The 24,034-nt window shown below is 63.8% G+C and carries 24 protein-coding genes; 9 read left to right on the top strand and 15 right to left on the bottom strand.

What is annotated here, in order from left to right; genetic code table 11:
• Window positions 1–30: 30 nt before the first annotated feature.
• Window positions 31–1,611, bottom strand: a complete 1,581-nt coding sequence (locus J3485_RS14635; RefSeq protein ID WP_206953658.1) for an aldehyde dehydrogenase (NADP(+)) — start codon at window positions 1,609–1,611, stop codon at window positions 31–33.
• 27 nt (window positions 1,612–1,638) lie between these two features.
• Window positions 1,639–2,577: a dihydrodipicolinate synthase family protein gene (locus tag J3485_RS14640; RefSeq protein WP_206953660.1), complete on the bottom strand. Its 939-nt coding sequence runs from the start codon at window positions 2,575–2,577 to the stop codon at window positions 1,639–1,641.
• Window positions 2,578–2,909: 332 nt separating this feature from the next.
• On the opposite strand from J3485_RS14640, the gene J3485_RS14645 reads away from it, so the two are divergent.
• A complete protein-coding gene (locus tag J3485_RS14645; protein ID WP_242538574.1) occupies window positions 2,910–4,955 on the top strand; it encodes a glycoside hydrolase family 28 protein in 2,046 nt (681 codons plus the stop codon).
• Between the two features lie 104 nt (window positions 4,956–5,059).
• On the opposite strand, the gene J3485_RS14650 is transcribed toward J3485_RS14645, so the two are convergent.
• The 3 genes from J3485_RS14650 to J3485_RS14660 all read right to left on the bottom strand — a co-directional run bounded on the left by J3485_RS14650 (window position 5,060) and on the right by J3485_RS14660 (window position 6,893).
• Complete coding sequence (locus J3485_RS14650; RefSeq protein WP_206953662.1) at window positions 5,060–5,434, bottom strand: copper resistance CopC family protein; 375 nt, start codon at window positions 5,432–5,434, stop codon at window positions 5,060–5,062.
• Between the two features lie 35 nt (window positions 5,435–5,469).
• Window positions 5,470–6,384, bottom strand: coding sequence for a hypothetical protein (locus J3485_RS14655; RefSeq protein WP_206953664.1), 915 nt, complete (start codon window positions 6,382–6,384; stop codon window positions 5,470–5,472).
• A 110-nt stretch (window positions 6,385–6,494) separates the two neighbouring features.
• On the bottom strand, window positions 6,495–6,893 hold the full coding sequence (locus J3485_RS14660; protein ID WP_206953666.1) for a DUF2946 domain-containing protein: 399 nt from the start codon (window positions 6,891–6,893) through the stop codon (window positions 6,495–6,497).
• A 164-nt stretch (window positions 6,894–7,057) separates the two neighbouring features.
• Here J3485_RS14660 and J3485_RS14665 point away from each other — a divergent pair, with 164 nt between their 5' ends.
• Together J3485_RS14665 and J3485_RS14670 are read left to right on the top strand one after the other, a co-directional pair.
• Window positions 7,058–7,762 carry a pseudouridine synthase gene (locus J3485_RS14665; RefSeq protein ID WP_206953675.1) on the top strand — a complete coding sequence of 235 codons (705 nt, stop codon included), beginning with the start codon at window positions 7,058–7,060 and terminating at the stop codon, window positions 7,760–7,762.
• Window positions 7,763–7,983: 221 nt separating this feature from the next.
• Window positions 7,984–8,172, top strand: a complete 189-nt coding sequence (locus J3485_RS14670) for a hypothetical protein (RefSeq protein WP_309477017.1) — start codon at window positions 7,984–7,986, stop codon at window positions 8,170–8,172.
• Here J3485_RS14670 and J3485_RS14675 read toward each other — a convergent pair.
• Window positions 8,169–9,203: an NAD-dependent epimerase/dehydratase family protein gene (locus J3485_RS14675; RefSeq protein ID WP_206953677.1), complete on the bottom strand. Its 1,035-nt coding sequence runs from the start codon at window positions 9,201–9,203 to the stop codon at window positions 8,169–8,171. The genes J3485_RS14670 and J3485_RS14675 overlap by 4 nt on opposite strands.
• 78 nt (window positions 9,204–9,281) lie before the next feature.
• Between J3485_RS14675 and J3485_RS14680 the strand changes: the two genes are divergently transcribed.
• Together J3485_RS14680 and J3485_RS14685 are read left to right on the top strand one after the other, a co-directional pair.
• Window positions 9,282–10,313, top strand: coding sequence for a CDP-6-deoxy-delta-3,4-glucoseen reductase (locus J3485_RS14680; RefSeq protein WP_206953678.1), 1,032 nt, complete (start codon window positions 9,282–9,284; stop codon window positions 10,311–10,313).
• Between the two features lie 270 nt (window positions 10,314–10,583).
• A complete protein-coding gene (locus J3485_RS14685; RefSeq protein WP_206953679.1) occupies window positions 10,584–11,768 on the top strand; it encodes an acetylornithine transaminase in 1,185 nt (394 codons plus the stop codon).
• A gap of 140 nt (window positions 11,769–11,908) precedes the next feature.
• On the opposite strand, the gene J3485_RS14690 is transcribed toward J3485_RS14685, so the two are convergent.
• The 8 genes from J3485_RS14690 to J3485_RS14725 form a co-directional block, all read right to left on the bottom strand.
• Window positions 11,909–13,048: a branched-chain amino acid ABC transporter substrate-binding protein gene (locus J3485_RS14690; protein ID WP_206953681.1), complete on the bottom strand. Its 1,140-nt coding sequence runs from the start codon at window positions 13,046–13,048 to the stop codon at window positions 11,909–11,911.
• A 112-nt stretch (window positions 13,049–13,160) separates the two neighbouring features.
• Window positions 13,161–13,877: an ABC transporter ATP-binding protein gene (locus J3485_RS14695; protein ID WP_206953683.1), complete on the bottom strand. Its 717-nt coding sequence runs from the start codon at window positions 13,875–13,877 to the stop codon at window positions 13,161–13,163.
• Window positions 13,877–14,653 carry an ABC transporter ATP-binding protein gene (locus J3485_RS14700; RefSeq protein ID WP_206953684.1) on the bottom strand — a complete coding sequence of 259 codons (777 nt, stop codon included), beginning with the start codon at window positions 14,651–14,653 and terminating at the stop codon, window positions 13,877–13,879. Before J3485_RS14700 ends, J3485_RS14695 begins: the two co-directional genes overlap by 1 nt.
• A gap of 29 nt (window positions 14,654–14,682) precedes the next feature.
• Window positions 14,683–15,852, bottom strand: a complete 1,170-nt coding sequence (locus J3485_RS14705) for an ABC transporter permease subunit (protein ID WP_206953685.1) — start codon at window positions 15,850–15,852, stop codon at window positions 14,683–14,685.
• 18 nt (window positions 15,853–15,870) lie between these two features.
• Window positions 15,871–16,821 carry a branched-chain amino acid ABC transporter permease gene (locus J3485_RS14710; protein WP_206953686.1) on the bottom strand — a complete coding sequence of 317 codons (951 nt, stop codon included), beginning with the start codon at window positions 16,819–16,821 and terminating at the stop codon, window positions 15,871–15,873.
• Between the two features lie 221 nt (window positions 16,822–17,042).
• Window positions 17,043–17,456, bottom strand: a complete 414-nt coding sequence (locus tag J3485_RS14715; protein WP_206953687.1) for a hypothetical protein — start codon at window positions 17,454–17,456, stop codon at window positions 17,043–17,045.
• 653 nt (window positions 17,457–18,109) lie between these two features.
• On the bottom strand, window positions 18,110–19,075 hold the full coding sequence (gene ispH / locus J3485_RS14720) for a 4-hydroxy-3-methylbut-2-enyl diphosphate reductase (protein ID WP_206953688.1): 966 nt from the start codon (window positions 19,073–19,075) through the stop codon (window positions 18,110–18,112).
• 2 nt (window positions 19,076–19,077) lie between these two features.
• Entirely contained in the window at window positions 19,078–19,533 is a 456-nt protein-coding gene (locus J3485_RS14725) for an FKBP-type peptidyl-prolyl cis-trans isomerase (RefSeq protein ID WP_206953689.1), read from the bottom strand.
• Between the two features lie 215 nt (window positions 19,534–19,748).
• Here J3485_RS14725 and radC point away from each other — a divergent pair, with 215 nt between their 5' ends.
• From radC to nadB, 4 genes are all read left to right on the top strand, one after another.
• Window positions 19,749–20,486, top strand: coding sequence for a RadC family protein (gene radC / locus J3485_RS14730; RefSeq protein ID WP_206953691.1), 738 nt, complete (start codon window positions 19,749–19,751; stop codon window positions 20,484–20,486).
• A 347-nt stretch (window positions 20,487–20,833) separates the two neighbouring features.
• On the top strand, window positions 20,834–21,067 hold the full coding sequence (gene rpmB, locus J3485_RS14735) for a 50S ribosomal protein L28 (RefSeq protein WP_206953693.1): 234 nt from the start codon (window positions 20,834–20,836) through the stop codon (window positions 21,065–21,067).
• A 10-nt stretch (window positions 21,068–21,077) separates the two neighbouring features.
• The gene (gene rpmG / locus J3485_RS14740) at window positions 21,078–21,245 is read left to right on the top strand and encodes a 50S ribosomal protein L33 (RefSeq protein WP_007586229.1); all 168 of its coding nucleotides are present in this window, start codon (window positions 21,078–21,080) and stop codon (window positions 21,243–21,245) included.
• A gap of 178 nt (window positions 21,246–21,423) precedes the next feature.
• Window positions 21,424–23,022: an L-aspartate oxidase gene (gene nadB, locus J3485_RS14745; RefSeq protein ID WP_206953695.1), complete on the top strand. Its 1,599-nt coding sequence runs from the start codon at window positions 21,424–21,426 to the stop codon at window positions 23,020–23,022.
• 41 nt (window positions 23,023–23,063) lie between these two features.
• Here the strand turns inward: nadB and nadC are convergent, their stop codons facing one another.
• Complete coding sequence (gene nadC, locus J3485_RS14750; protein WP_309477018.1) at window positions 23,064–23,960, bottom strand: carboxylating nicotinate-nucleotide diphosphorylase; 897 nt, start codon at window positions 23,958–23,960, stop codon at window positions 23,064–23,066.
• Window positions 23,961–24,034: the final 74 nt, after the last annotated feature.

Below are 24,034 nucleotides of genomic sequence, written 5' to 3' on the forward strand. Positions count from 1 at the left end.
GCTGAATCAATGAAAGGGGCGGCCGCCGCGTCAGCGACGCACCAGCTCGCCGTCGCGCAGGCGCCAAAGACCGAGCGGGTTCTCGTCGCGCAGCGCGGCCGGCAACAGTGCCGCGGGCAGATCCTGGTAGCAGAGCGGCCGCAGAAAGCGCTCGATGGCCATGGCGCCCACCGACGTCGTGCGCGCATCGGACGTCGCCGGGAACGGGCCGCCATGCACCATCGCATACGTTACCTCGACGCCGGTCGGAAAGCCGTTCGCAAGAATACGGCCCGCCTTGCGTTCGAGCGTCGGCAGCAGGCGCGCCGCGAGCGCGTAGTCGTCCTCGTCGATTTGGAGCGTCGCCGTCAACTGGCCTTCCAAGTGCTCGGCCACGCGCAGTAGTTCGTCCGCGTCGCGGCATCCGACGATCAGCGAGGTCGGCCCGAAGATCTCATCCTGAAGTTGCGCATCGGCCAAGAATTGGGTGGCGCAGGTCTTGAACAGCGCGCCACGCGCCGCGCAGTGCGCGTCGCTTGCGGCGCCGTCGGCCACGCGGGTCACGCCGGGTGCGCACGCACGTTCGCCGATGCCGTCCTCGTAGGCCGCGGCGATCCCCGCGGTGAGCATCGTCTGGGCGCGCTTGCCTTCGAGCGCGCCGGCGGCGGTATCGACAAAGCGCGCGAGCGCCGGCCCTTCGAGCGCGATGACGAGGCCCGGATTGGTACAGAACTGACCAACGCCGAGCGTCAACGAATCGACGAAACCACGCGCAAGCGCTTCGGTGCGCGCGGCCAGCGCCGCGGGCAGCACGAACATGGGGTTCACGCTGCTCATTTCCGCATAAACGGGAATCGGCTCGTGGCGTGCCGCCGCGATCGCCATCAACGCCAGACCGCCGCGCCGTGAGCCCGTGAAGCCGACCGCCTTGATTGCCGGGTGCGCGACGAGCGCCTCGCCGACTGCGTTGCCCGCACCGATCAGGAGGGAGAAAACGCCTTCGGGCAAGCCGAGGTCGGCAACGGCCTTCTGGATCGCGCGACCGACGAGTTCGGACGTGCCCAAATGCGCGGGATGCGCCTTCACGACGACTGGACACCCGGCCGCGAGCGCGGACGCCGTATCGCCGCCGGCAACCGAAAACGCAAGCGGGAAGTTGCTGGCACCGAACACCGCCACCGGACCCAGCGCAATCCGTTGCGCGCGCAGGTCCGAACGCGGCGCCGGCGTGCGCGCCGGCAAGGCCGAGTCGAGCACCGCACCGCACCAGCGCCCGTCCCGCACGAGCGAAGCGAACAGCTTGAGCTGGCCGATCGTGCGCGCGCGCTCGCCTTCGAGGCGCGCCTTCGGCAAGGCCGATTCGAGGTGCGCGCGATCGACCAGTGTGTCGCCGAGCGCGGCGATGTTCTCGGCAATGGTTTCGAGCAGGCGCGCGCGCATCTCGTGCGGCGCGGACCTGAACGCATCGAACGCGGCGGCGGCCAAGGCGCACGCACGCTCGACATCGGCCGCACCGCCCGCGCCGAACGCCGGCTCGATCTCTTGGTTCTGCGCGGGATCGAACGCATGCAGCGTCCCGTGCGTCCCGCGCACGGACGACGCGCCCAACAACATCTCACCTGCAATCCGCATCATGCCTCCGTGGGTACCCGCGCCCCGTTAAGCGCCACGCCCAGCGCTCAGGCTGCGCTCGAAGGCAAGCAGCACCTGTGCCGCCTCGCGCACTTGCGCATGGTGCGCCTTCGGGGTTTCGCTGAGCAGCGGCAAGATCGTGCCCATGTTCGCGACGCCCGAGAACGTCACCGCATCGTGCAGCACGCGGATCAACGAGATGTCCTCGCGCAGCGTCTCGAGCGGCATGAATGCGTCGTAAAGCCGTTTCGTGTCGGCCTCGCGCGATTCGCGTATCGCGCGCATCAACTCACACACCGCATACGGCGCGATACAGCCGGAGCCCGTCGTCCATGCGGCAAGGCCGAAGTCGCGCAAGTGCGTCACGGCCGGGCCCTCGCCCATTCCGGAGACCACTCGCGCCGGATTCACGCTTTCCAGCAAACGGCGCAGATACGGGTCGTTCGAGGGATCGTCGCGCACGATCGCGTACTTCACCGCGGCGAGCGTGCCGCGATCGACGAGCCGAGCCAACGTATCGACGTCGACGTACTGCTCGCTCTTCACGTAGAGCGTCAGCGCAATGCCCGCGGTATCCGCGATCCGCGTCAATCCCGCCTCGACGCCCTGCGGCGTCGCGAACCCATTGAACGGCAGCACCATCGCCGTCCGGTAGGAAGTCTGCGCGAGGATGCGAGCCTGGTCGAGCATCTTGCCGTAGTCAGGGCCGATCGACGGGATCACGCGGGTGGTCGGCGCCGCGCTGTCGGCAAGCATGTCAAGCAACTCGCGATATTCGCTCGGCGCGACGTGATAGAAGTTCGCATTGCCGCCGTACAGCAGCGTGCGTACGCCGCCGGCTTCGATGTGACGGATCAGCTTCTGGTTTTCGTCGACATCGATCGACAAGTCGGCACGGCGCGCAAGGGGCGGCACCGCCATCACGGACGAGGCGAATTCGCTCTCGACAAGTGGGGACACGTTCATGGGGCCTCGAAACGAATTTTTGATGACTGGCAGCCCGGACGTTAACATCGGGCTACCCATCTTGTCAAACAACATTCGCACAGGATAACGACTTCAGTCCGATGATCGAGCAGGCACATGCGTCGCAACTGATTCACTCAAATGGCTTAAACACAGGCCAAGCAGGGAAATCAGCCCCCTTTCAGCGCTCATTTCACCCTTTACCTATCGTTTACGAGGTTTGACAACTTTCAATTTGCATAACGAAAATGCCTGCCCTGGCTAATCGCCAGACAAGTCCCGGCGCCATCGACGGCGTTCGCGGCCCAAGCTCAACTCACGGAGACATTGAGATGGCAGACAAGAAACGTAGCGCGCACCCGATCGCAGCCGGTACCTCACACGTTCCCTCCCCCAGCCGCCGCGCCTTCATGGCGTTGGCCGGCGCCACAGCGGGCGCGACCGTGCTGGCGGGCTTGCCCGGCTGCGGCGGTGGCAGCGGCGGCACGCCCGCATCGACGGCCACGTCCACCGCGGCCGATCCGATCTGGGGCGCGAGCGGCGCCGGAACCCAAATCGTCAATTCGCTCAAAAACATCACGCAGTCGATGTTTCCGGCCATCGACTTCAACGTCACGAGCTTCGGCGCGCAACCGATCACGTCTCAGGTCGTAGCCGCATCGGCGTGGAGCCCTGCCATTCCGTGGTTGAACCAGGCCACATCGCCGCAAAGTCCCGGTGCGGAATTGATGGTGTCCTCGAGCTTGACGGGCACCGCGTTCGATGCCTGCACGGCGTTCAACAACGCGATCGTCGCGGCCAATGCGGCGGGTGGCGGCCGGGTGGTCGTGCCGGCGGGGAACTGGTATTGCGGCGGGCCGATCGTGCTGCTCAGCAACGTCAACTTCCACCTGAGCGAAGCCTGCACGATCTACTTCAGCCCCAACCCCGCCGACTATGCGGCGAGCGGCCCGTACGTGACGGCCAACGGCAATTTGTATTGGACGCGCTGGCAGGCCAACGACTGCCTGAACTTCGGCTCGCCGGTCTACGCCTACAAGCAGACGAACATCGCGCTGACCGGCGAGGGCACGAGTTCAATCCTGAACGGCCAGGCGATGACGCCGATCCAGGCGAACGGCACGACGCCGAGCTCGTGCTGGTGGACCTTCAAAGGCACGAACGGGGCCTACGGCTGCGCCAGTTCGTCGACGCCGTCGCAGGCGTATTCGAATCCGAACAATGCGGCGTTGACGGGCCTGTCCACGATCACCGCATCCAATGCGTCGACGATCCTGCCGTTGTTGACGGCGACGTCGTGGTCGCAGGATCAGAACTATTTGCCCGCGCTCTCGGAATTGGGCGTCGCCGTGACGTCACGCGTTTTCGGCAACGGCCACTACCTGCGCCCGTGCATGGTCGAATTCATCGGCTGCACGAACGTGCTGTTGCAGGACTATCACACGCAGAACACCCCGTTCTGGCAGCATCATCCGACGGACTGCACCAACGTCGTGGCCCAGGGCGTCTTCGCCGACAGCATCGGGCCCAACAACGACGGCTTCGATCCCGACGCCTGCAACAACGTACTCATCGACACCCTGACGTTCAATACGGGCGACGACTGCATCGCGATCAAGTCCGGCAAGGCGCTCGATATCGAGTATGGTCCCGCGCAAAACCACGTGATCCAGAACTGCACGATGAACAGCGGCCACGGCGGGCTCACGCTCGGCAGCGAAATGAGCGCCGGCGTCGAAAACATCTATGCGCGCAACCTCAGCATGCTCAACGAGAATTGGGCCAGCAATCCATTGCAGATCGCGATCCGGATCAAGACGAACATGAACCGGGGCGGCTTCGTACAGAACGTGTACATCGACGGCGTCACGCTGCCCAACGGCATCGCGCTGACGGGCAAGGGCTACGGCGCGAGCAACATGATCGCGGGAAGCCCGATCAACACGACGGTGCCGGTCGGCGTCGCAACGACAAGCGCGGCCAACCCGTCCGCTTCCGAGGGCGGCTTGATCACGTTCGACTGCGACTACTCGCCCAGCGGCGATGCCGTGCGCTTGAGCCCGCCGGTCGTGCGCAACGTCAACATCAGCAACGTGACCGCGAGCAACGTCACCGTCAGCGGCAGCACCGGCTCGTGCTTCCAAGCGATCGTCGCACAAGGCCCTGTCGCCGCGGACTACAACGGCCCCGCGCCGACGCCGACCGTCTCGCCGATCACGGGCGTGACGATCTCGAACTGCAACCTCGGCACGCCGATCTGCAGCGGCACGGCCAGCCCGACGAACCCGGGCCCTGTCTATGCGTGGAACGTGAACGCGATCACGCTGAGCAACGTCGCGATCGGCGGTCAGACGTACAACTCGGCGTTGACGGGCTGATCGCGCGGCAAGCCACGGAAAGGCGCGCCCGGCTCGCGCGAGCGGGGCGCCTTCCGGTTCACAACGCTCATTCAGGCGTCCAACTTAGGCGTCCAACTGAGCATTCACTTCACGGTGAACGCGTAGTGGCCTTGCGTGCGGTGGCCGTCGGCGGCCACCGCCACCCACGACACCGTATAGACACCGGGCTTGAGCGAACCAAGCGCGACCGTCATGTGCTTCTTGTCGTTCGCATCGACGCTCGACGTGCCGTTCGTCACGGCATTGCCGGCCGTATCGGTCACCTTCAGCGAACTGAAAGCGGGCTCCAACGTATCGTCGAACTCGATCGACACTTGCTTGGTATCGGTGCCGACGGTCGCGCCGGCTCCCGGCGTCTGCTGCTTCGGGTAGGCGTGCGCACTGGCCAATTGCGCGAACGTCAACGCGAGCGCCGCGACGCAAGCGCGCGCTGAAAGCGAAATCAGGGATGTTTTCATGGTGCTCATGTAACTCATGGTGCAATAGTCCGAAGTTAGAACAACGGTTTGCCGAGCGAACCGGGAAATAGATCGTCGAAATACAGGTGAGCGTCGAGCAGCACCCCCGTGTGTGTGCCGCTCGCGCGATTCACGGGAATCTGCGCTTCAATGCCGAACTGCCCGTAGCGATTCGTCCATAGGAGGCCGGGATTGATCGTGCCCGTCGTCTGTCCCGCACAGGCGCCGGCGGTACAAGTACTCATCGGTATCTCGACGACCGGAATCAAGTTCGAGAACGGTTCAGGCAGATGCAAGTCTTTCACCTGCGATTGCAGGTAAGGGATGCTGTATTGCACCGTGAAGCCCCAGTCGAACGAATTGGGCCCCGCATCGGACGACGCAGTCGTCATGTTCGGCCCAAGCTGCCCCGTTACCGCAAACGGCCGCAAGTACCCGAGCGATGCCGGCAGGTCGCCGAAACCTTTGCCGAAATAAATGTTCGGCGTGAAGGTCGAATACGAGTTCGCGACCGATTTGGCGCCCGTGCCGCCGAGTTCGGCCACGAGCCCCACCGATGCCATGAATTCGTGCGGCCCGTTCACATAGGCGAGGTACTTGAGCCCAAGCTCCGTGTTGTCCCAACCGCGAGCCGATCCGCCGTCCGGCGTGTTTTGATTCACGTACTGGCCGCCCACGCTGAAGCCGAGGTTCGACGTGATGAGCTTGTCCCACTCGTACGAGGCCGTGTTGACGTTCATCGCTTGGCCGTCGTCGGTCGCGCTCTTGATGTGGCCGAACTGAAAATCGAATTCGTCGCCAACGCCTGGGTCGTCGATCGCGAGCGTCGCGGGAAAGACGCGATCGCCCGCAACGGCATGTGCCATCGCCGCGGGTGAACAGACCGCGAGGCCGGCGGCCGCGCTCAGCGCCACGCGCCACCGAGCGCGCCGCTTGAAATGAGTCAGCATGTGTTTCCTTTAGGAGTCCAAATGATGTTCGAATGCCGCGGCACGCCATACGCGCGCGACAATGCCGCGGCGCCCGAGCGCCGCGAAACGATGTCCGATTCGATCAGAGACTAGGAAACGACAGGCGGGGCGCGCGGTTGCGCAGTCAAGAAACGGGTCGCGCGCCGCGCTTCGACTGCGGCGGCGACATAGGGCGGCTGTGCCGCCGCAAGCGCTGAAACGACGGCCGGCGTCAAACCCGGCATCACGGGAAGGTGCGCGAAGAACCCGCAATATCCGCATGCATCCCAATGGCCGAGCGCATCGTGATGATGAGACGCTTGATCGCCGTCGCTGCTTGCGGGCTCGGGAGCCGCATCTTGCGCCGAGCACTCGACGCCGAGCGCCATCTCGACGCCCATGCGCTCGTGCGCGGCGAGCGTTTGAGAGATCGTCGGCGCGAGCGCGGTCAGCCAGATTGCGAGCAATCCGAGCAGCGTACCGAGCTTGTGCAAGCGACGATTGAGCATGACGAGGCGCATATAGCGCGCAAAAGCAGGACTAAACCGATCGATTATCGTCGAGGCCACCCGCGCGACGCAAGGCGGCTGCGACAATCGGTCGGATTTCGGCGCAACGAGATAGGCGGGTATACGCGGCGTACAATCCCGGCCATTCCGATTCGAAGCACGCAATGGACCTCGAAAGCATTCTCTTCAGACAAGGCTTCGGCTCGCGACGCCAATGTCGTGCGTTGATCGAGCAAGGGCGAGTCGCCGTCGCGGGGAGCGTGTGCAAGAACGCCGATGCCGCCTTCGCGCTCGACGACTTGACGTTCGACGTCGACGGCACGGCCTGGCGCTACCGCGAGCACGCCTACGTGATGCTCAACAAGCCCGCAGGCTATGAATGCTCGCGTGAGCCGCAGCATCACCTGAGCGTGTTCGGGCTACTGCCGGCGCAGTTGGCCGCGCGTGGCGTTCAGTGCGTCGGCCGTCTCGACGAAGATACGACGGGGCTCTTGCTGCTGTCCGACGATGGTCAATTCGTTCACGCCTATACGTCGCCCAAGCGCAAGGTACCGAAGACGTATTGGGCCACGACGCGCCACGCCCTCGACGAGCGTCAGCTCACCGCACTGAGCGACGGCGTCCTGCTGCATGGAGAAAAAGCGCCGATCGCCGCGGCGGCCGTGCGGATGCGAGACGAGAAGCTGCTCGAAATCACCGTCAACGAAGGCAAATACCATCAAGTCAAGCGCATGATCGCTGCCGCGGGCAACCGCTGCGAAGCATTGCACAGGGAACGCATCGGCGGCTTGGCACTGCCGCCGTCGCTTACCCCCGGCACATGGCAATGGCTCGACGACGAAGCGCTGCAGGCGTTGCGCGGGGGGTAACGCGTCCCTAACTCGTCCCCAACGCGTCCCCAACGCGCGTGCCCCCTGCATGCTCCCTGCGTGCGCCGGCGCACGCACGAGTCGAACGATCGCTCGATATCGGGTCCGCTCCCTATGGGGCGGGCGCCACGCCGCACCTATACTTCTTTCATCGAACGAAGCGAGACCGCCGCCGTCGAGCGAGCAGGTCCGATGAAGAGGCGTTTGGAGGGAGGTGCATCGTGGTCATCAACAGCACGTTCGAGATTTCGTACGTGACGCTTGCGTTCGCCGCGCTCGGTGCGATCGTCATCGGTGCGTTGCTCGCGGCGATGCACGTGAAGCGCCAATATCACCCGAATCTCATCGGCGCATTGATCGGCGCCCTGCTCTGCTTCCTACTGCTCGAAACGTTGCCGGCGCTCATTTAGCCTCGGCCAATGCTGCGCAAGAAATCGTCGACGGTCGGATAGCGCAGCGTCGCGCCCAGTTCACGCTTGAGCCGCGCGTTCGACAGACGCCGCGATTCGCGCATGAACGACAGCGCCGCGGGATCGAGCGTCTGCTCGGCGGTCCCGCGGGCGATGCGCGGCACGCGCGGCAGCCCGAACGCATCGGCCACGCGATCGAAATACGCTCCCATCTTCAGCACGGTATCGTCCGACGCATGGACGACGCGCCCGATGCGTCCACGCACGGCCACGCGCAGCATGATCGCGGCCAGATCGTCCGCATGAATATGGTTCGTGTAGACGTCGTCCTGTTCGACGAGGGCGGGCTTGCCTTGCGTGATGCGAGCGAGCGGCAATCGCTCCAGAGCGTAGATGCCGGGAATGCGGACGATGCTCGTCGCGATCGCCCCGCGCACGGCGGCTTGCCTCAACCGCCGCTCGGCCGCCACACGCCGCTTCGCGCGTGCGTTCGCGGGCCGCACGGGCTGTGTTTCGCCGATGAGCGCCCCGGCGCAATCGCCGTAGACGCCCGTCGTACTCGCATAGACGAGGCGCACGCGCGCGGGGAGCCCAGCCGCCGAAAGGGCCTCGGTTACAATACGGCCGTCGAGCGACGCGCGTCCGTATGTCGCGGCGCGGCGGCCCTTGCGCAAACGCCCTTCGGCCGGTGCCGTAAGGCAGGCTGCGTGCCGGCGGCGGCGCGCGCCGAGCGCGGCGATCAACGCCCGCGTGCGCGGGTCGTCGAGCCCATGCGGCGGCGGCGGCGCGAGATGCAGCACCGTTTGCGCGAGTCCTGCCAGTCGTCGCAGGCTGCGCGGTGCATCGAGATCGCCGACAATCGGCAGCAGGCCGTCGGCGCGCAACTGCGCGGCGCGCTCCGCGCGCGTCGTCAAAGCGATGACGCGCGGCTTCGCGGCGCGCGCAAGCAAGCGTTGCGCGCAGCGCAGTCCGACGTCGCCGCACCCGACGATCAGCACGCGGGGCCGGCGCAAGATTCGTGTGGCATTCATGTGCGCGCATTGTAGCGGTCAGCGGGCGGTGCGCGCTTCGACCTGAAGGTTTTTCGATTTTTTCGTTTCGATCGAGCTATGGCATATAACGTGACCCTCCGGCAAAGCGGCCGGCAGTTTCAAGTAGAACCCGACGAGCCCGTGCTCGCCGCTGCGCTGCGTCAAGGCGTCGGCGTCCCGTACGGCTGCAAGAACGGCGCGTGCGGTTCATGCAAGGGCGAAGTCGTGTCGGGCGAGATCGAGCAGCGCTCGCACTCGTCGTCCGCGCTCTCGAACGACGAGAAAACGCGCGGCATGGCGCTGTTTTGCTGCGCAACGGCCCAATCGGATCTCGTCATCAACGTGCGTGAAATCGCGGGCGTCGGTGACGTTCAAGTCAAGAAGCTGCCTTGCCGCGTCAACGCACTGGAGCGCAAAGCCGACGACGTCGTGGTCCTGAAGTTGCAATTGCCCGCGAACGAGCGCTTGCAGTATCTCGCCGGCCAGTACATCGAATTCATTCTCAAGGACGGCAAGCGCCGCAGCTATTCGATGGCGAGCGCGCCGAACGAGGAAGGCCCGATCGAGTTGCACGTGCGGCACATGCCCGGCGGCGTCTTCACCGATCACGTCTTCAACACCATGAAGGAGCGCGATATCCTGCGCTTCGAAGGGCCGCTCGGCACGTTCTTCCTGCGCGAGGACTCCGACAAGCCGATCGTCCTGCTCGCCTCGGGCACGGGTTTCGCCCCGATCAAGGCGATTGCCGAGCATGCGTTCTTCAAGAACATCGAACGGCCGATCACGCTCTACTGGGGTGCGCGCCGCAAGAAAGATCTCTATATGCTCGAGCTCGCCGAGGGCTGGGCCAACGATCATCCGAACTTCAAGTTCATACCCGTGTTGTCCGAGCCGGATGCGAGCGAGAACTGGACCGGCCGTATCGGTTTCGTGCATCGCGCCGTGATCGAGGATCTGCCCGATCTGTCGAGCCATCAGGTCTATGCGTGCGGTGCGCCCGTCATGGTCGAATCGGCCTTGCGCGATTTCACGGCGCATCACAAGTTGCCGGCCGACGAGTTCTACGCCGATTCGTTCACGAGCGAGGCCGATCTCGTCAACGCCGTCTGACGAGACAAAAATGCGACACCTGATGCGCAGCAAGCGTTGCATCGAGCCGCACGCTGTCGTATTCTTGCGCCCATGAACCGCAACCTGTCCGCCCTCCGACGTCGCCGCCCGCTCCCGCCAAGGGAAGCCGTCGGCTCATAGCGGACGCGCGCCTCGCAAGGAATCAGCAGCAAGCGACGGCGTGCAATCGGTCAAACCGCGAAAGCCACGGACTTCCGTGGCTTTTTTCATTTCCCCTTCACCTTCCTTCATTTATCGCGGAGCCGTGCCATGCAATCGACAGAGAACCCGACGCAGTCGCTGATGTACATCACCAACCGGCCAGACATCGTCTTCACGCGCGGCGAGGGCTCTTGGATTTTCGACAGCGAAGGCAAGCGCTACCTCGATTTCATCCAAGGCTGGGCCGTCAACAGCCTCGGGCACTGCCACCCCGCGATGATCGAAGCGCTCGAGACGCAGGCGCGCCGGCTCTTGAACCCGTCGCCGGCGTTCTACAACGAGCAGATGGCCAACCTCGCCTCGCTGCTGACCGAGCATAGCGTCTTCGACAAAGTCTTCTTCGCCAGCAGCGGCGCCGAAGCCAACGAAGGCGCGATCAAGCTCGCGCGCAAGTGGGGCAAGAAGTTCAAGAACGGCGCCTACGAGATCATCACGTTCGATCATGGCTTCCACGGGCGCACGATCGCGACGATGTCGGCGAGCGGCAAGCCCGGCTGGGATACGCTCTACGCGCCGCAAGTGCCGGGCTTTCCGAAGGCCGACCTGAACGACATCGCATCGGTCGAGAAACTGATCGGCGAGAAGACGGTCGCCGTCATGCTCGAACCGATTCAAGGCGAGGGTGGCGTCATCCCGGCCACGCGCGAATTCATGCGCGAGCTGCGTGAGCTGACGCGGCGTCACGGCTTGCTGCTGATCGTCGATGAGGTGCAAAGCGGATGCGGCCGAGCCGGCACCCTCTTCGCCTATGAACTCGCCGGCATCGAGCCGGACATCATGACGCTCGGCAAAGGCATCGGTGGCGGCGTGCCGCTCGCGGCGCTGCTCTCGAAGGCCGACGTTGCGGTGTTCGAGGCCGGCGATCAAGGCGGCACCTACAACGGCAATCCGCTGATGACGGCGGTGGGCTGCGCCGTCGTCGAGGCACTGACGGCGCCGGGCTTCCTGGAAGGGGTTCGAGCACGCGGCGAGTATTTGCGTGCGAAGCTGCTCGAGTTGTCGGCGGAACGCGGCTTCGAGGGCGAGCGCGGCGAAGGGTTGCTGCGCGCGCTGCTGCTCGGCAAGGACATCGGGCCGCAGATCGTCGAAAAAGCGCGCGAGTTGCAACCGGTGGGCCTGCTGCTAAACGCGGCGCGGCCGAATCTGCTGCGCTTCATGCCGGCGCTGAACGTGACGAACGAAGAAATCGACCAGATGATGGCGATGCTGCGCACGGTGCTCGATTCGCTTTGATGGTTCGACGCGTTCGACGCGATCGATGGGCGGGACGGCCAGCCGGCGTCTCGCGCGCACTATGAAAAAGCCGCATGCGATCAAACGCATGCGGCTTTTTGCTGCGGCCTAGGCCGCAGAGGAGCGCTTACACAGCAGGCTTACATCGAAACCTTGTTGATGAAGGTCCGCTTGCCTTCCTTGTAGCCGTAGATCGAGATGACGCCGTGCTTCAGGTCACCCTTCGCATCGAACGTCGTCTCGCCGATCACACCCTTGTAGTCGCTCGTGGGCATGGCAGCGAGGATCTTTGCCGGATCGACCGAGTTCGCACGCTTCATCGCATCGACGACGATGTAGACGGCATCATAGGTGTACGGCGAATACAGCACGACGTCCTGGCCGAAACGCTTCTTGTACTTGGCTGCGAACGCGGCGCCGCCCTTCATTTGATCGAGGCCGACACCGGCTTGCGAGCAAATGATGTCGTCGGCTGCGTTGCCGGCCAGATCGGCGATGTTCGACGTGCACACGCCGTCGCCGGCGAGGATCTTCGCGCTCACGCCGAGTTGCTTGGCTTGCTTCGCGAACGGGCCGCCCGTCGCATCCATCGCGCCGATCATGATCGCATCGGGCTTTTCGCCCTTGATCTTCGTCAGAATCGCGCGGAAGTCGACGGCCTTGTCATTCGTCGCGTCGTGCGACACCACGGTCAGGCCCGCGGCCTTCGCGGCCGTTTCGAATTGCTGCGCCAGACCTTGGCCGTACGCGGTCGAATCATCGACGATCGCCACCTTCTTCACATGCATGTCCTTCGCCGCATAATTCGCAAGCGCGGGACCCTGCTGCGCATCGGTCGCGACGACACGGTACGTCGTCTTGAAGCCTTGCTCCGTGTACTTCGGGCTCGTTGCCGACGGCGAGATCTGCACGATGCCGGCATCGCTGTAGATCTTCGACGCAGGAATCGACGTACCCGACGTTTCGTGGCCGACGACCGCGACGACCTTATCGTCGACGAGCTTCTGCGCGACTTGCGTCGCTTGACGCGGATCGCCCGCGTCGTCTTGCGGATCGAGCTGGAGCGTCACCTTCTGGCCGCCGATCACGAGGCCCTTCGCGTTGATCTCTTCGATCGCGAGACGAGCACCGTTTTCGTTGTCCTTGCCTTGGTGAGCCGAGCCGCCCGTGAGCGGGGCGACGTGGCCGATCTTGACGATCGTATCGGCTTGAGCAGTATTGCAAAGTGCAAAAGAGAGCGCGGCCGCTGCTGCGCAGCCGGTGAGAAGCGACTTATTCACTGTTGTAGTTCCCTTGTTGGATCGGGTTTTAATGGCACTGCATGCGGGCCGTGCTTCGGCCCATTGACGGCGCCCGTGCACGGCGACACGGGCGCGCGAGAGAGGGTGTTACTTACTCGCCGAGATACGCAGCCCGCACCTTCGGATCGTCGAGCATTTGCTTCGCATCGCCCGACATCGTGACCATACCAGAATCCATCACATAGCCACGGTTAGCCGCCTGCAACGCGAGGCGTGCGTTCTGCTCCACCAGCAGCACGGTCAAGCCTTCCTTCGAGATGTCGCGCACCACTTCGAAGATCTTCTCGACCATGATCGGCGACAGACCCATCGACGGCTCGTCCAGCAGCAACAACTTAGGACGACTAATGATCGCGCGCGCCATCGCCAGCATCTGCTGCTCGCCGCCCGAGAGCGTGCCGGCCAACTGCTTGGCCCGCTCCTTCAAGCGCGGAAAGTAGCCGAACATGCGATCCACGTCCTTCTGGATGCCTTCGTTGTCGTTGCGCAAGTAGGCGCCCATCTGCATGTTCTCGAGAATCGACATGCGCGCAAAAATGCCGCGGCCTTCCGGCACCATCGCCAAGCCGCGCTTGAGCAGGTCGTGCGGCTGCAACCCCTTGATCGACTGCCCCTCGTACTCGATGTCGCCCGCCGAGTACGGCTTCAGGCCCGTGATGGCCTTCATCGTCGTCGTCTTGCCCGCGCCGTTCGCGCCGATCAACGTGACCAGCTCGCCCTGCGCCACTTCCATGTCGACACCCTTGACCGCCTGGATGCCGCCGTAATTGACCTGCAGGCCCTTGATTTTCAACATTGCCGTAGCCATCAGTGGACCCCCGCGCCCAGATATGCCTCGATCACCTTCGGGTTCTTCTGCACGTCGTGCGGCAGACCCTCGGCGATCACCTTGCCGTAATCGAGCACCGTCATGCGGTTGCACAGGTGCATCACCAGCTTCACATCGTGTTCGATCAACAAAATCGTCTTGCCGTCCGCGCGAATCTTGTCCAGCAGACGCGTGAGCTCCACCTTCTCCGTCGCGTTCATGCCCGCCGCCGGTTCATCCAGCGCGAGCAGCTTCGGATCGGTCGCGAGTGCGCGGGCGATCTCCAAGCGGCGCTGGTGGCCGTACGAGAGATTGCGCGCCGTGTAGTCGGCATATTGCAGCACGCCCACGTATTCGAGCAGTTCGAGCGCGCGCTCCTTGATCTCGCGCTCTTCCCTTCGCTCGGACGGCGTTTGCAACACGGCGCCGATCAAGCCGTGCTTGGTGCGCACGTGGCGGCCCACCATCACGTTCTCGAGCGCGGTCATACCGCCGAACAGACGAATGTTCTGGAACGTACGAGCGATACCGGCCTTGGCCACTTGGTAGACGGCCGTCGGCGTGTAGTCTTGGCCGTCGAGCTTGAACTCGCCCGAATCGGGCGTGTACAGCCCCGTGATCACGTTGAAGAACGTCGTCTTGCCGGCGCCGTTAGGGCCGATCAAGCCATAGATCGTGCCTTCCTCGATTTGGAGGCCCACGTCCGACAATGCTTGCAGACCGCCGAAGCGCTTATTCACGCCGCTGACCGACAAACGAATGCTTTTGTTGCTCATGTAATGTTCTCCTGCCGAGCCATCGAGCGTTAAGCGCGCGCCGGCTTCTTGGCGTTACGCTTGGCCAGTTTCGCGATCTTGTCCTCATGCTTGGGCGCGGGCCACAAGCCCTCCGAGCGGTAGAGCATGATGAGCACCATCGCCAGGCCGTACAGCAACTGACGGATCACTTCAGTGTCGATGATCTGATGGCCAAACATCCAGTGCTGCAGCGGGCCCATCGTCGAGCGCAGGAATTCGGGGAAAATCGCGAGCAACACAGCGCCCAGAATCACGCCGGGGATGTGGCCCATGCCGCCCAGCACCACGCAGGCGAGCACCACGACCGATTCCCAGAACGTGAACGACTCGGGCGAGACGAACCCTTGGAAGCCACCGAACATCGCGCCCGATAGGCCGCCGAACGACGCGCCCATCGCAAATGCGAGCAGCTTCACGTTGCGGGTGTTGATACCCATCGCCTTCGCGGCGATTTCGTCTTCGCGGATCGCGGCCCAAGCGCGGCCGATACGCGAGTGCTGCAAGCGCGTGCACACCCAGATCACGAACAGCGAGCACAGCACGAACAGGTAGTAATAGGAGTAGACCGAGGGGAAGTCGATACCGAACAGCGTGTGCGTCTGCGCGAGGCTGAAGCCGCCCACGTGCACCGGGTCGACACCGGTGATCCCTTGCGGCCCGTTCGTGATGTTCAGCGGACGGTCCAGGTTGTTCATGAAGATCCGGACGATTTCCCCGAACCCGAGCGTCACGATCGCCAGGTAGTCGCCGCGCAGACGCAGCGTCGGTGCGCCCAGCAACACGCCGAACAACGCGGCAAGCCCCATCGCGACCGGCACGACGATGAAATACGAGAGGTGCGGACCGTTCGGCCAGATATCGTGGATCCATCCGAACTGGTTGGACAGGTGCGGGGACGTCAACAGCGCGGCCGTGTAAGCGCCCACCGCGTAGAACGCGATGTAGCCCAAGTCCAGCAGGCCGGCGAAGCCCACCACCACGTTCAGGCCCAGGGCCAGCATCACGTAGAGCATCGCGAAGTCGAGCACGCGCACCCAGTAGTTGCCGCCGGCTGCGCCGATGATCAGCGGTGCCGCGATGACGAACACCGCTGTCAGCACGCCGACGACGAGCGTTTTCGCTGCGTTTTTCTCGGGGATGAGCGTCGTGGACGGCTCGATCGGTTGAATTGATGTCATTTTGCTAGCTCCTTGCCCTTACGCGCGGTCCGCAACACGTTCGCCGAGCAGACCCGACGGCCGGAAGACCAAGACGATGATCAGCACGATGAATGCGAACACGTCCTGATAGTTACTGCCGAACACGCCGCCCGTCAGATTGCCGATGTAGCCGGCGCCCAATTGTTCGATCAGGCCGAGCACCACGCCGCCGACCATCGCGCCGCCCAGGTTGCCGATCCCGCCGAGCACCGCGGCCGTGAACGCCTTCATGCCGGGGATGAAGCCCATGTAGAAGTGCACGTTGCCGTATTCCGAGGCGATCATCACGCCGGCCAAGGCAGCCAAGGCCGAGCCGATCATGAACGTCGCCGAGATCACGAAGTTCGGGTTCACGCCCATCAGGCTCGCGACGTTCGGGTTCTCGGCGATTGCGCGCATCGCACGGCCGAGCTTGGTCTTGTGCACGAGCAGCAGCAGGCCGGCCATCACCAGGAACGCCACTACGATGATCGTGATTTCAGTGGCCGAGATCACGGCGCCCACGGTCGTGTCGGTCGCCTTGATGACGTTGATCGGGTCGGTCGAGATGAGTTGCGGGAACGGCAGCGGGTTGCGCGACCAGATCATCATGGCCAGCGTTTCCAGCAGGATCGACACGCCGATGGCGGTGATCAGCGGGGCCAGGCGCGGGGCGCGGCGCAGCGGCCGATAGGCGCCCACCTCGATCAAATAGCCGACGATCGCACACACGATGGAGGCGACGACGAGCCCGATGAGGAGCGTCGGGATGTTGCCGAGCCCTGGGAAATGATTGTGCAGCATGTTGATGGTCGATAGGGCAACCATCGCACCCACCATCAGCACGTCGCCGTGCGCGAAGTTGATGATGCCTAAGATGCCGTACACCATCGTGTAGCCCAGCGCGATGATGGCGTAGACGCTACCAAGCACCAGACCGTTGAGGATCTGCTGGATGAAGATATCCATTTAAAGCTCCTTAGCCCGTGCGACTGGATCTTCGCTTCGCGCCGGTTGTAACGCGGACGGTCGGCGAAAACCGCAACGGCACTGCGGGTACTGATAAAAAAACCGGTAAGGGTCGGCCGCCTCACGGTACCGCTCGAAGCCGTGATTCGGCAGACCGGTGAGGCGGATGCAAAAACGGCACCGTCGGGTATTCGGTGCCGTCGCGCTGCCATGCTCCGTCACTACACCTCCACGACGTCGAGGACCGCACGCACGCTGTCCTTGAAGTCGTGAAGCGTAATGGCACCGGCTCGCGAACCGCCGTCGGCGCACAGAGCGATGGGGGTCGGCCGCGCACTCGCGCACGCGGTGGACATCGTCTTTGGCGTCATGGGCGTCTCGATCGAGTCGGCGCACTTCTTCTTTGCGTCGAATACCACCGAAGCGGCATCCGGCGCCCACATGCGGGAGCGGGCCTCGTCGTGCTGCACGAAGTCTGCATCCTGGTGTCGGCACGCCGGCGTTGAGCCTGCCTGCGCATCGACGCGATGCCACCGCTGCACACTGAGCGCCGACGGCATCCCCTTGCCGGCACGCATGCCGCCCGCAAGGATTGTTGCTGCGATTTCGAGCGCGGCCTGCGCTGCAGGCAACACACTCGCCGAAAATGTTTCGCCATACCTGCACGCGTTCGGTCGAGCGCGTCCGATGCGGGTGGGGAGAGCCGCCGGCGCCGTCGTGCGCGAGGGCACGAGTCGATGCGGGCAAGCCGGCTGCGCGTGCCTGCTCGACCGCGACGCCGCCTGCTTTTTATTTTCGTTGTCCTGACCGAAAGGCGCAGGGCCTACCGCCAACCGCACGGTCTGCCCCTGGATGACGATAGCCGCCGTCTCATTCGTCGACACCGCGACGGCCCGTGCCGCGACACCGATGCTCGCCTCGCCGCCCCTCGTCATACTCGATGCGGCGTAAGCAAACTTGACTTGCATTAACTAGGTCTCCCGCGCCTTACTGAATACCGATGTCCAAAGGCCCAGGGACCTTGAGGACGCGCGCATTGTAACTCTAATTATCGGGCGGCCAATATGCTGAATCGCCAGGGTTTTCCTGCATTGCAACCTTTTTTTGGGACCCTTATTTGGCGCACGTCGCAACCTAGTTGCAACATTTGTGCGTTTATTGGGAGCAACCTTCGTATTCTTTTACTAACGGAAAATAAAAAAGCGTGCCGTGGGGCACGCTTTTCTTGAGCGTAAAGACCTAAGGAAAACCCGAATACTCGAATCGCGGTCGCGACCGTCAATCGGGCTCAATCGGGCAGCGTGAGCCCGCGCGGCAGCGGGAATGCGATGCTCTCCTCGATGCCTTCGAGCGCGCGAACGTTGCGCACGCCGAGTTCGCGCAGCCGGCCGATGACCGCTTGCGCGAGCACCTCGGGCGCCGAAGCGCCGGCGGTCACGCCGATGCGCAGCTTGCCCTCGACCCAGGCGGGATCGATTTGATCGGGCGAATCGACCATATAGGCCGGCACCCCGCGCTTTTCGGCCACTTCGCGCAACCGGTTCGAATTCGAACTGTTGGGACTGCCTACGACGATCACGACGTCGCACTGAGGTGCCATGAATTTGACGGCATCCTGGCGGTTCTGCGTCGCATAGCAGATGTCTTGCTTCTTCGGTTCGCGAATCAGCGGGAATCGCCCCTTCAATGCGGCAATGATGTCGGCGGCGTCGTCGACCGAAAGTGTGGTCTGAGTGACGAATGCAATCTGCGCCGGGTCGTCCACCTCGAGCGCCTCGACGTCTTCGATGCTCTCGACGAGAAACATGCGCTCGCCGCACTGCCCCATCGTCCCCTCCACCTCGGGATGCCCCTTGTGGCCGATCATGACGATGTCGAGCCCTTCCTGGCGCATCTTCGCCACTTCGATGTGGACCTTGGTGACGAGCGGACAGGTGGCGTCGTAAATGCGCAGGCCGCGCATCTCGGCTTCCTCGCGCACGGCTTTCGAGACACCGTGCGCGCTAAAGATCACGGTGCTGCCGGAGGGGACCTCGTCGAGCTGCTCGACGAAAACGGCGCCCTTCTTGCGCAAATCCTGAACCACATAAGCGTTGTGAACGATCTCGTGGCGCACGTAGATCGGTGCGCCGAACAGCTTGATCGCGCGCTCGACGATCTCGATGGCGCGATCGACGCCAGCGCAGAAGCCGCGCGGCTGCGCGAGTAGGATTTCCGACTCGGCGGCCGCGAGAGAGGTATCCGTGAGGCTCATGTCTACAGAATTCCGATGATGTGCACTTCGAACGTCAGCGCCTGGCCCGCCAGCGGGTGATTGAAATCGAACAACGCCGACGTTTCGCCGATCTCCTTGAGCACGCCCGCGTAGCGGCCGCCACTCGGCGCGTTGAACTCGATCAGGTCGCCCGGGGCGAAATCCTCGCCCACCGTGCCATTTTCGCGCAACGTAGCAAGCGACACGCGCTGGATGAGCTCCGGGTTGCGCGGACCGAACCCTTTCCCCTCCTCTAGCCGGAAGGTCGAATGGTCACCCGCCTTCATACCCATGAGAATGTCTTCCAACGGCGCGGCGAGTTGCCCGGCGCCAAGCAGCAGCGTGGCAGGCTTATCGCCGAACGTATTCACGATGTCCGCGCCATCGGCAAGAGAGAGCCGGTAGTGAAGCGTGACGTGCGAGCCGGCTTTCACTTCTGAAATATCGATGATGCTCATGGAGTAACTCGTTGGGCAAACGCGACTCGCGCGCTGCGCGAGGGTGGTCTGGCAGCGCGACGTCGCGCGGGCATAAGTGCGCGCAGCGTGCCGACGTCCAGCGTATGGACGCCTCGCGCGAAATCGCTATTGTAAGCCACCTCGCGCCGGGCGGCGCGCGCCCTATGAGCGCACTGCCCGGGCCGCCCGAGTAACCGCTACTAGGAGATGCGCTCATGCAAGATAGTTCCAGCCTCATCTCGATACCCGCACTTGCCGGGCGCGTCCATGCCGGGGCACGCCGCCCCGGGGCAGGCGCGGCACGCGACATGCCGCGCGAGCGGCTCTTCGGCGCCGGCCCGGCCGTGCTGTCCGACACCGAACTCGTCGCAATCTTTCTCGGCTCGGGACTGCCCGGCCATAACGTCTTCGACGTCGCGCGCTCCCTGCTCGAGCGTTTCGGATCGCTGCGCGCGATGCTCGACGCCACGCCCGCCGATTTCCACGGCTTGCGTGGAATCGGGCCGGCAAAGACGGCCGTGCTGCTGGCCGTCATCGAGATGGCGCGCCGCGCGCTGGCCGAGCGGGTGCGCGAGCAGCCGCTCGTCGATTCGACTGCCGCCGTCCAAGACTACGTGCGGCTCTTGATCGGCACGCGCCCGTACGAAGTATTCGTCTGCCTCTTTCTCGACGCACGGCATCGCCTAATAGATATAGAGGAAAGCTCGCGCGGCTCGCTCACGCGCCTTGCCGTCTACCCGCGCGAAATCGTGCGCCGCGCGCTCGACACGAACGCCGCGAGCCTGATCGTCGCGCACAATCACCCCTCGGGCGCGGTCAAGCCGAGTGCGAGCGACCGTCAGCTCACGCGCGTGCTACGAGAAACGCTCGCGCTGATCGACGTACGGCTCGTCGACCATCTCGTGGTCGGCCGCCACGACGTCTTTTCGTTCGCCCATGCCGGCTGGCTCTAAACGGCCCCGCCGCCCCGCCCGTCGCGAAAGAGTGTAAATTCGGTTTGATTTTTCGGTGTTTTTTCTGCTAGAATCGCCGTCTGCCTGTTTCCAATCCCGTTCAGAAGCTTGGGGGAGGTCGCCGCGACCGATTGCTGATCGGCTTACCGTGCCCGCGTTGTTACGTTGGCCCGCCATCGGCCTTCCATCGCTTTCACGCGGCTTAGCTTGGCACTTTGGGCAACGCGCCGTCCAGCGCATGTCCAGGTCAAGCTAGGAAAGGCGAGAGAAGCGACGGTGTCGACCTTTCCTGTTAGGCCCGACCCAGGCTTGAACCCCGAATTTAAGCGTTTTAGGAGTGCTCTCATATGGCACGCGTATGCCAAGTAACTGGGAAAGCGCCGATGAGCGGCAACAACGTTTCCCACGCGAACAACAAGACGAAGCGGCGCTTCCTGCCGAATCTGCAATACCGCCGTTTTTGGGTGGAAAGCGAAAACCGTTGGGTGCGCCTGCGCGTTTCGAACGCCGGCTTGCGCCTGATCGATAAGAACGGCATCGATTCCGTGCTCGCCGACCTGCGCGCACGCGGCGAAGCGTAAGGAGTACATCATGGCCAAAGGCGCACGCGACAAGATCAAGCTGGAATCGACCGCAGGCACGGGTCACTTCTACACGACCACGAAGAACAAGCGCAACATGCCGGAAAAGATGGAGATCATGAAGTTCGATCCCGTCGTCCGCAAGCATGTGGCGTACAAGGAAACGAAGATCAAGTAATCGGCTCCCTGCGAGCCCGAAGACACCAAAAGCCCCGCCGCGCGCGGGGCTTTTCTTTGGTGTGTACCCGCTGCTCCTCCCGGCGCGGTATCCTCCTTGGCTTACCCGCGCGCTTTTCATCCGGCGGCAATCTTTGCGCGGCGGCGCAAGCGGGACTGGTGACAAGGGACTTTCGTAGATGAATTTCGATGTCGTAATCGTAGGCAGCGGGCTCGCGGGGCTGACCGTTGCACTGAATCTTGCCGAGAAACGGCGGGTCGCCGTCATCGCGAAGCGGTCGATGACCGAAGGCGCGAGCGACTGGGCGCAAGGCGGGATCGCCGCCGTGCTCGATTCGGCCGACAGCGTCGAAAATCATGTCACGGACACGCTCGTGGCCGGCGCAGGGCTCTGCGACGAAGACGCCACGCGCTTCATCGTTGAACATGGCCGCTCGGCCATCGAATGGTTGATCGCCCAAGGTGTGCCGTTCACGCGCGACGATGCAGCCGAACTCGGCTTTCATCTGACACGCGAAGGCGGACACAGCCATCGACGCATCATCCACGCAGCGGACGCCACGGGCCACGCCGTTGTCGCGACGCTGTCCGAGCGCGCTCGCACGCATCCGAACATCTCGCTGTTCGAAGACCATTACGCGATCGACCTCATTACCTCCGATCGCCTCGGCTTACCGGGGCGTCGCTGCCACGGCCTATACGCGCTCGATCTCGCAAGCGGCCGCACGGTCACGCTCGAGGCACCGCACACGATCCTCGCCACGGGCGGCGCGGGCAAGGTCTATTTGTATACGACGAACCCCGACACCGCCACGGGCGACGGCATCGCGATGGCGTGGCGCGCGGGCTGCCGAGTGTCGAATATGGAATTCATCCAGTTCCACCCAACCTGCCTGTTCCATCCGTATGCGAAATCTTTCCTGATCAGCGAGGCGGTGCGCGGCGAAGGCGGCAAGCTCGTCCTGCCCGACGGCACGCGCTTCATGCCGGCTCACGACGAGCGCGCCGAGCTTGCGCCGCGTGACATCGTTGCGCGCGCAATCGATTTCGAGATCAAGAAACGCGGCATCGATTGCGTCTACCTCGACATCAGCCATCAAAGTCCCGCGTTCCTGCACGAACATTTCCCGACGATCCTGGCGCGCTGCCTCGAATTCGGGATCGACATCACGAAAGACCCGATTCCCGTCGTGCCGGCCGCGCACTATACGTGCGGCGGCGTCGTTACCGATTTGGCAGGGCGTACCGATTTGTCCGGCCTCTACGCGGTCGGCGAAACGTCTTACACGGGCTTGCACGGTGCGAACCGCCTCGCCAGCAATTCGCTGCTCGAATGCCTCGTCATCGGCCGCTCGGCCGCCGAAGCGATCGAGCGCGAAGGCTTCGATGCAGCCGCCCATGCGCCGCTGCCCGATTGGGACGAAAGCCGCGTGTCCGATCCCGACGAGGAAGTCGTCGTCGCGCATAATTGGGACGAGCTGCGTCGGCTCATGTGGAACTACGTCGGGATCGTTCGCACCGACAAACGCCTGGCGCGCGCGAGGCATCGCATCGCTTTGCTGCGGGATGAAATTCAGGAGTACTACGCGAACTTCAAGGTGAGCCGCGATCTGCTCGAATTACGCAATCTCGTCGACGTCGCTTCCTTGATCGTCGAAAGTGCCCGCGCGCGGCGCGAAAGCCGCGGGCTCCACTTCTCGCGCGACTGGCCGTCAGCGCTGCCCAAAGCCTTGCCGACCGTCCTCTCGCCCGAGCGCGTGCGCAACCGAAAACTCTAAAGGACAGGCCGGCCGCGCCCACGCGCCGGCCGGCGCCACCCTTAGATCAAGCGCATCGAATAGTCGGTCGCCCGCACGTCCTTGGTCAACGCGCCGATGGAAATGCGATCCACACCCGTCTCGGCGATCGCACGCACGGTCTCGAAGTTGACGCCGCCCGACACCTCGAGCAGCGCGCGCCCAGCCGTCAGCTTGACGGCATCTCGCATCGCCTCGAACGAAAAATTGTCGAGCAGAATCGATTCCGCACGATGCGCGAGCGCCGATTCGAGCTGCTCGAGCGTCTCGACCTCGATCTGAATCGACACACCCGCATCGAGCGCGTAGGCCGCATCGAGCGCGGGACCGACTCCGCCGGCCGCGGCAATATGATTCTCTTTGATCAGGATGCCGTCATAGAGTGCGAGGCGGTGATTCGCCCCACCGCCCACGCGCACGGCGTACTTTTGCGCCAGGCGCAGCCCCGGCAGCGTCTTGCGCGTATCGAGAATACGCGCGCGGGTGCCTGCGACCGCGTCCACGTAGCGACGCGTTACGGTCGCCACGCCCGAGAGTAGCTGCAGGAAGTTCAAGCCATTGCGCTCGGCCGTCAGCAGCGCTCGCGCCGGCCCGCGCAGAAAGCAAACGGGCGTATCGGCCGCCATGACATCGCCCTCGCGATAGCGCCAGTCGATCTCGATCGCCGGATCGACACGCTGCATCACGGCCATGAACCACGGCACCCCGCAAAGCACTGCTTCTTCGCGCACGAGAATCCGCGCATCGCGTAGCGAATCAGCCGGCACGAGCCGCCCCGTAAGATCGCCCTCGCCAACGTCTTCCGCCAGCGCATCGGCGACGTTGCGCGCGAGCGCCATGTCGAACGCCGCACCATACCGCTCGCGAATCTCGGCGAAAAGCGGCGATACGGCGCCGTGGCCCAGCGTTGCTTGTTGCACGGTCAATACTCCGTTGTCGTTAGTGCCGCCGACAGCTACGCAGGCCGTCGCGGCGCACAAATCGAGGACGAATG

This window comes from Trinickia acidisoli, assembly GCF_017315725.1.
In the GTDB taxonomy this organism is placed as follows: Bacteria; Pseudomonadota; Gammaproteobacteria; order Burkholderiales; family Burkholderiaceae; genus Trinickia; species Trinickia acidisoli.

Bases quoted from the DNA above. Each gene is read 5' to 3' on its own strand.
- J3485_RS14685 (WP_206953679.1), top strand. From the start codon at position 10,584: ATGCAATCGACAGAGAACCCGACGCAGTCGCTGATGTACATCACCAAC.
- J3485_RS14665 (WP_206953675.1), top strand. From the start codon at position 7,058: ATGGACCTCGAAAGCATTCTCTTCAGACAAGGCTTCGGCTCGCGACGC.
- ispH (WP_206953688.1), bottom strand. From the start codon at position 19,075: ATGAGCCTCACGGATACCTCTCTCGCGGCCGCCGAGTCGGAAATCCTA.
- J3485_RS14680 (WP_206953678.1), top strand. From the start codon at position 9,282: ATGGCATATAACGTGACCCTCCGGCAAAGCGGCCGGCAGTTTCAAGTA.
- J3485_RS14650 (WP_206953662.1), bottom strand. From the start codon at position 5,434: ATGAAAACATCCCTGATTTCGCTTTCAGCGCGCGCTTGCGTCGCGGCG.
- J3485_RS14645 (WP_242538574.1), top strand. From the start codon at position 2,910: ATGGCAGACAAGAAACGTAGCGCGCACCCGATCGCAGCCGGTACCTCA.
- J3485_RS14655 (WP_206953664.1), bottom strand. From the start codon at position 6,384: ATGCTGACTCATTTCAAGCGGCGCGCTCGGTGGCGCGTGGCGCTGAGC.
- J3485_RS14640 (WP_206953660.1), bottom strand. From the start codon at position 2,577: ATGAACGTGTCCCCACTTGTCGAGAGCGAATTCGCCTCGTCCGTGATG.
- J3485_RS14695 (WP_206953683.1), bottom strand. From the start codon at position 13,877: ATGGCTACGGCAATGTTGAAAATCAAGGGCCTGCAGGTCAATTACGGC.
- J3485_RS14675 (WP_206953677.1), bottom strand. From the start codon at position 9,203: ATGAATGCCACACGAATCTTGCGCCGGCCCCGCGTGCTGATCGTCGGG.
- rpmG (WP_007586229.1), top strand. From the start codon at position 21,078: ATGGCCAAAGGCGCACGCGACAAGATCAAGCTGGAATCGACCGCAGGC.
- J3485_RS14705 (WP_206953685.1), bottom strand. From the start codon at position 15,852: ATGACATCAATTCAACCGATCGAGCCGTCCACGACGCTCATCCCCGAG.
- J3485_RS14725 (WP_206953689.1), bottom strand. From the start codon at position 19,533: ATGAGCATCATCGATATTTCAGAAGTGAAAGCCGGCTCGCACGTCACG.
- J3485_RS14710 (WP_206953686.1), bottom strand. From the start codon at position 16,821: ATGGATATCTTCATCCAGCAGATCCTCAACGGTCTGGTGCTTGGTAGC.
- nadB (WP_206953695.1), top strand. From the start codon at position 21,424: ATGAATTTCGATGTCGTAATCGTAGGCAGCGGGCTCGCGGGGCTGACC.
- J3485_RS14700 (WP_206953684.1), bottom strand. From the start codon at position 14,653: ATGAGCAACAAAAGCATTCGTTTGTCGGTCAGCGGCGTGAATAAGCGC.
- J3485_RS14635 (WP_206953658.1), bottom strand. From the start codon at position 1,611: ATGCGGATTGCAGGTGAGATGTTGTTGGGCGCGTCGTCCGTGCGCGGG.
- J3485_RS14660 (WP_206953666.1), bottom strand. From the start codon at position 6,893: ATGCTCAATCGTCGCTTGCACAAGCTCGGTACGCTGCTCGGATTGCTC.
- rpmB (WP_206953693.1), top strand. From the start codon at position 20,834: ATGGCACGCGTATGCCAAGTAACTGGGAAAGCGCCGATGAGCGGCAAC.
- radC (WP_206953691.1), top strand. From the start codon at position 19,749: ATGCAAGATAGTTCCAGCCTCATCTCGATACCCGCACTTGCCGGGCGC.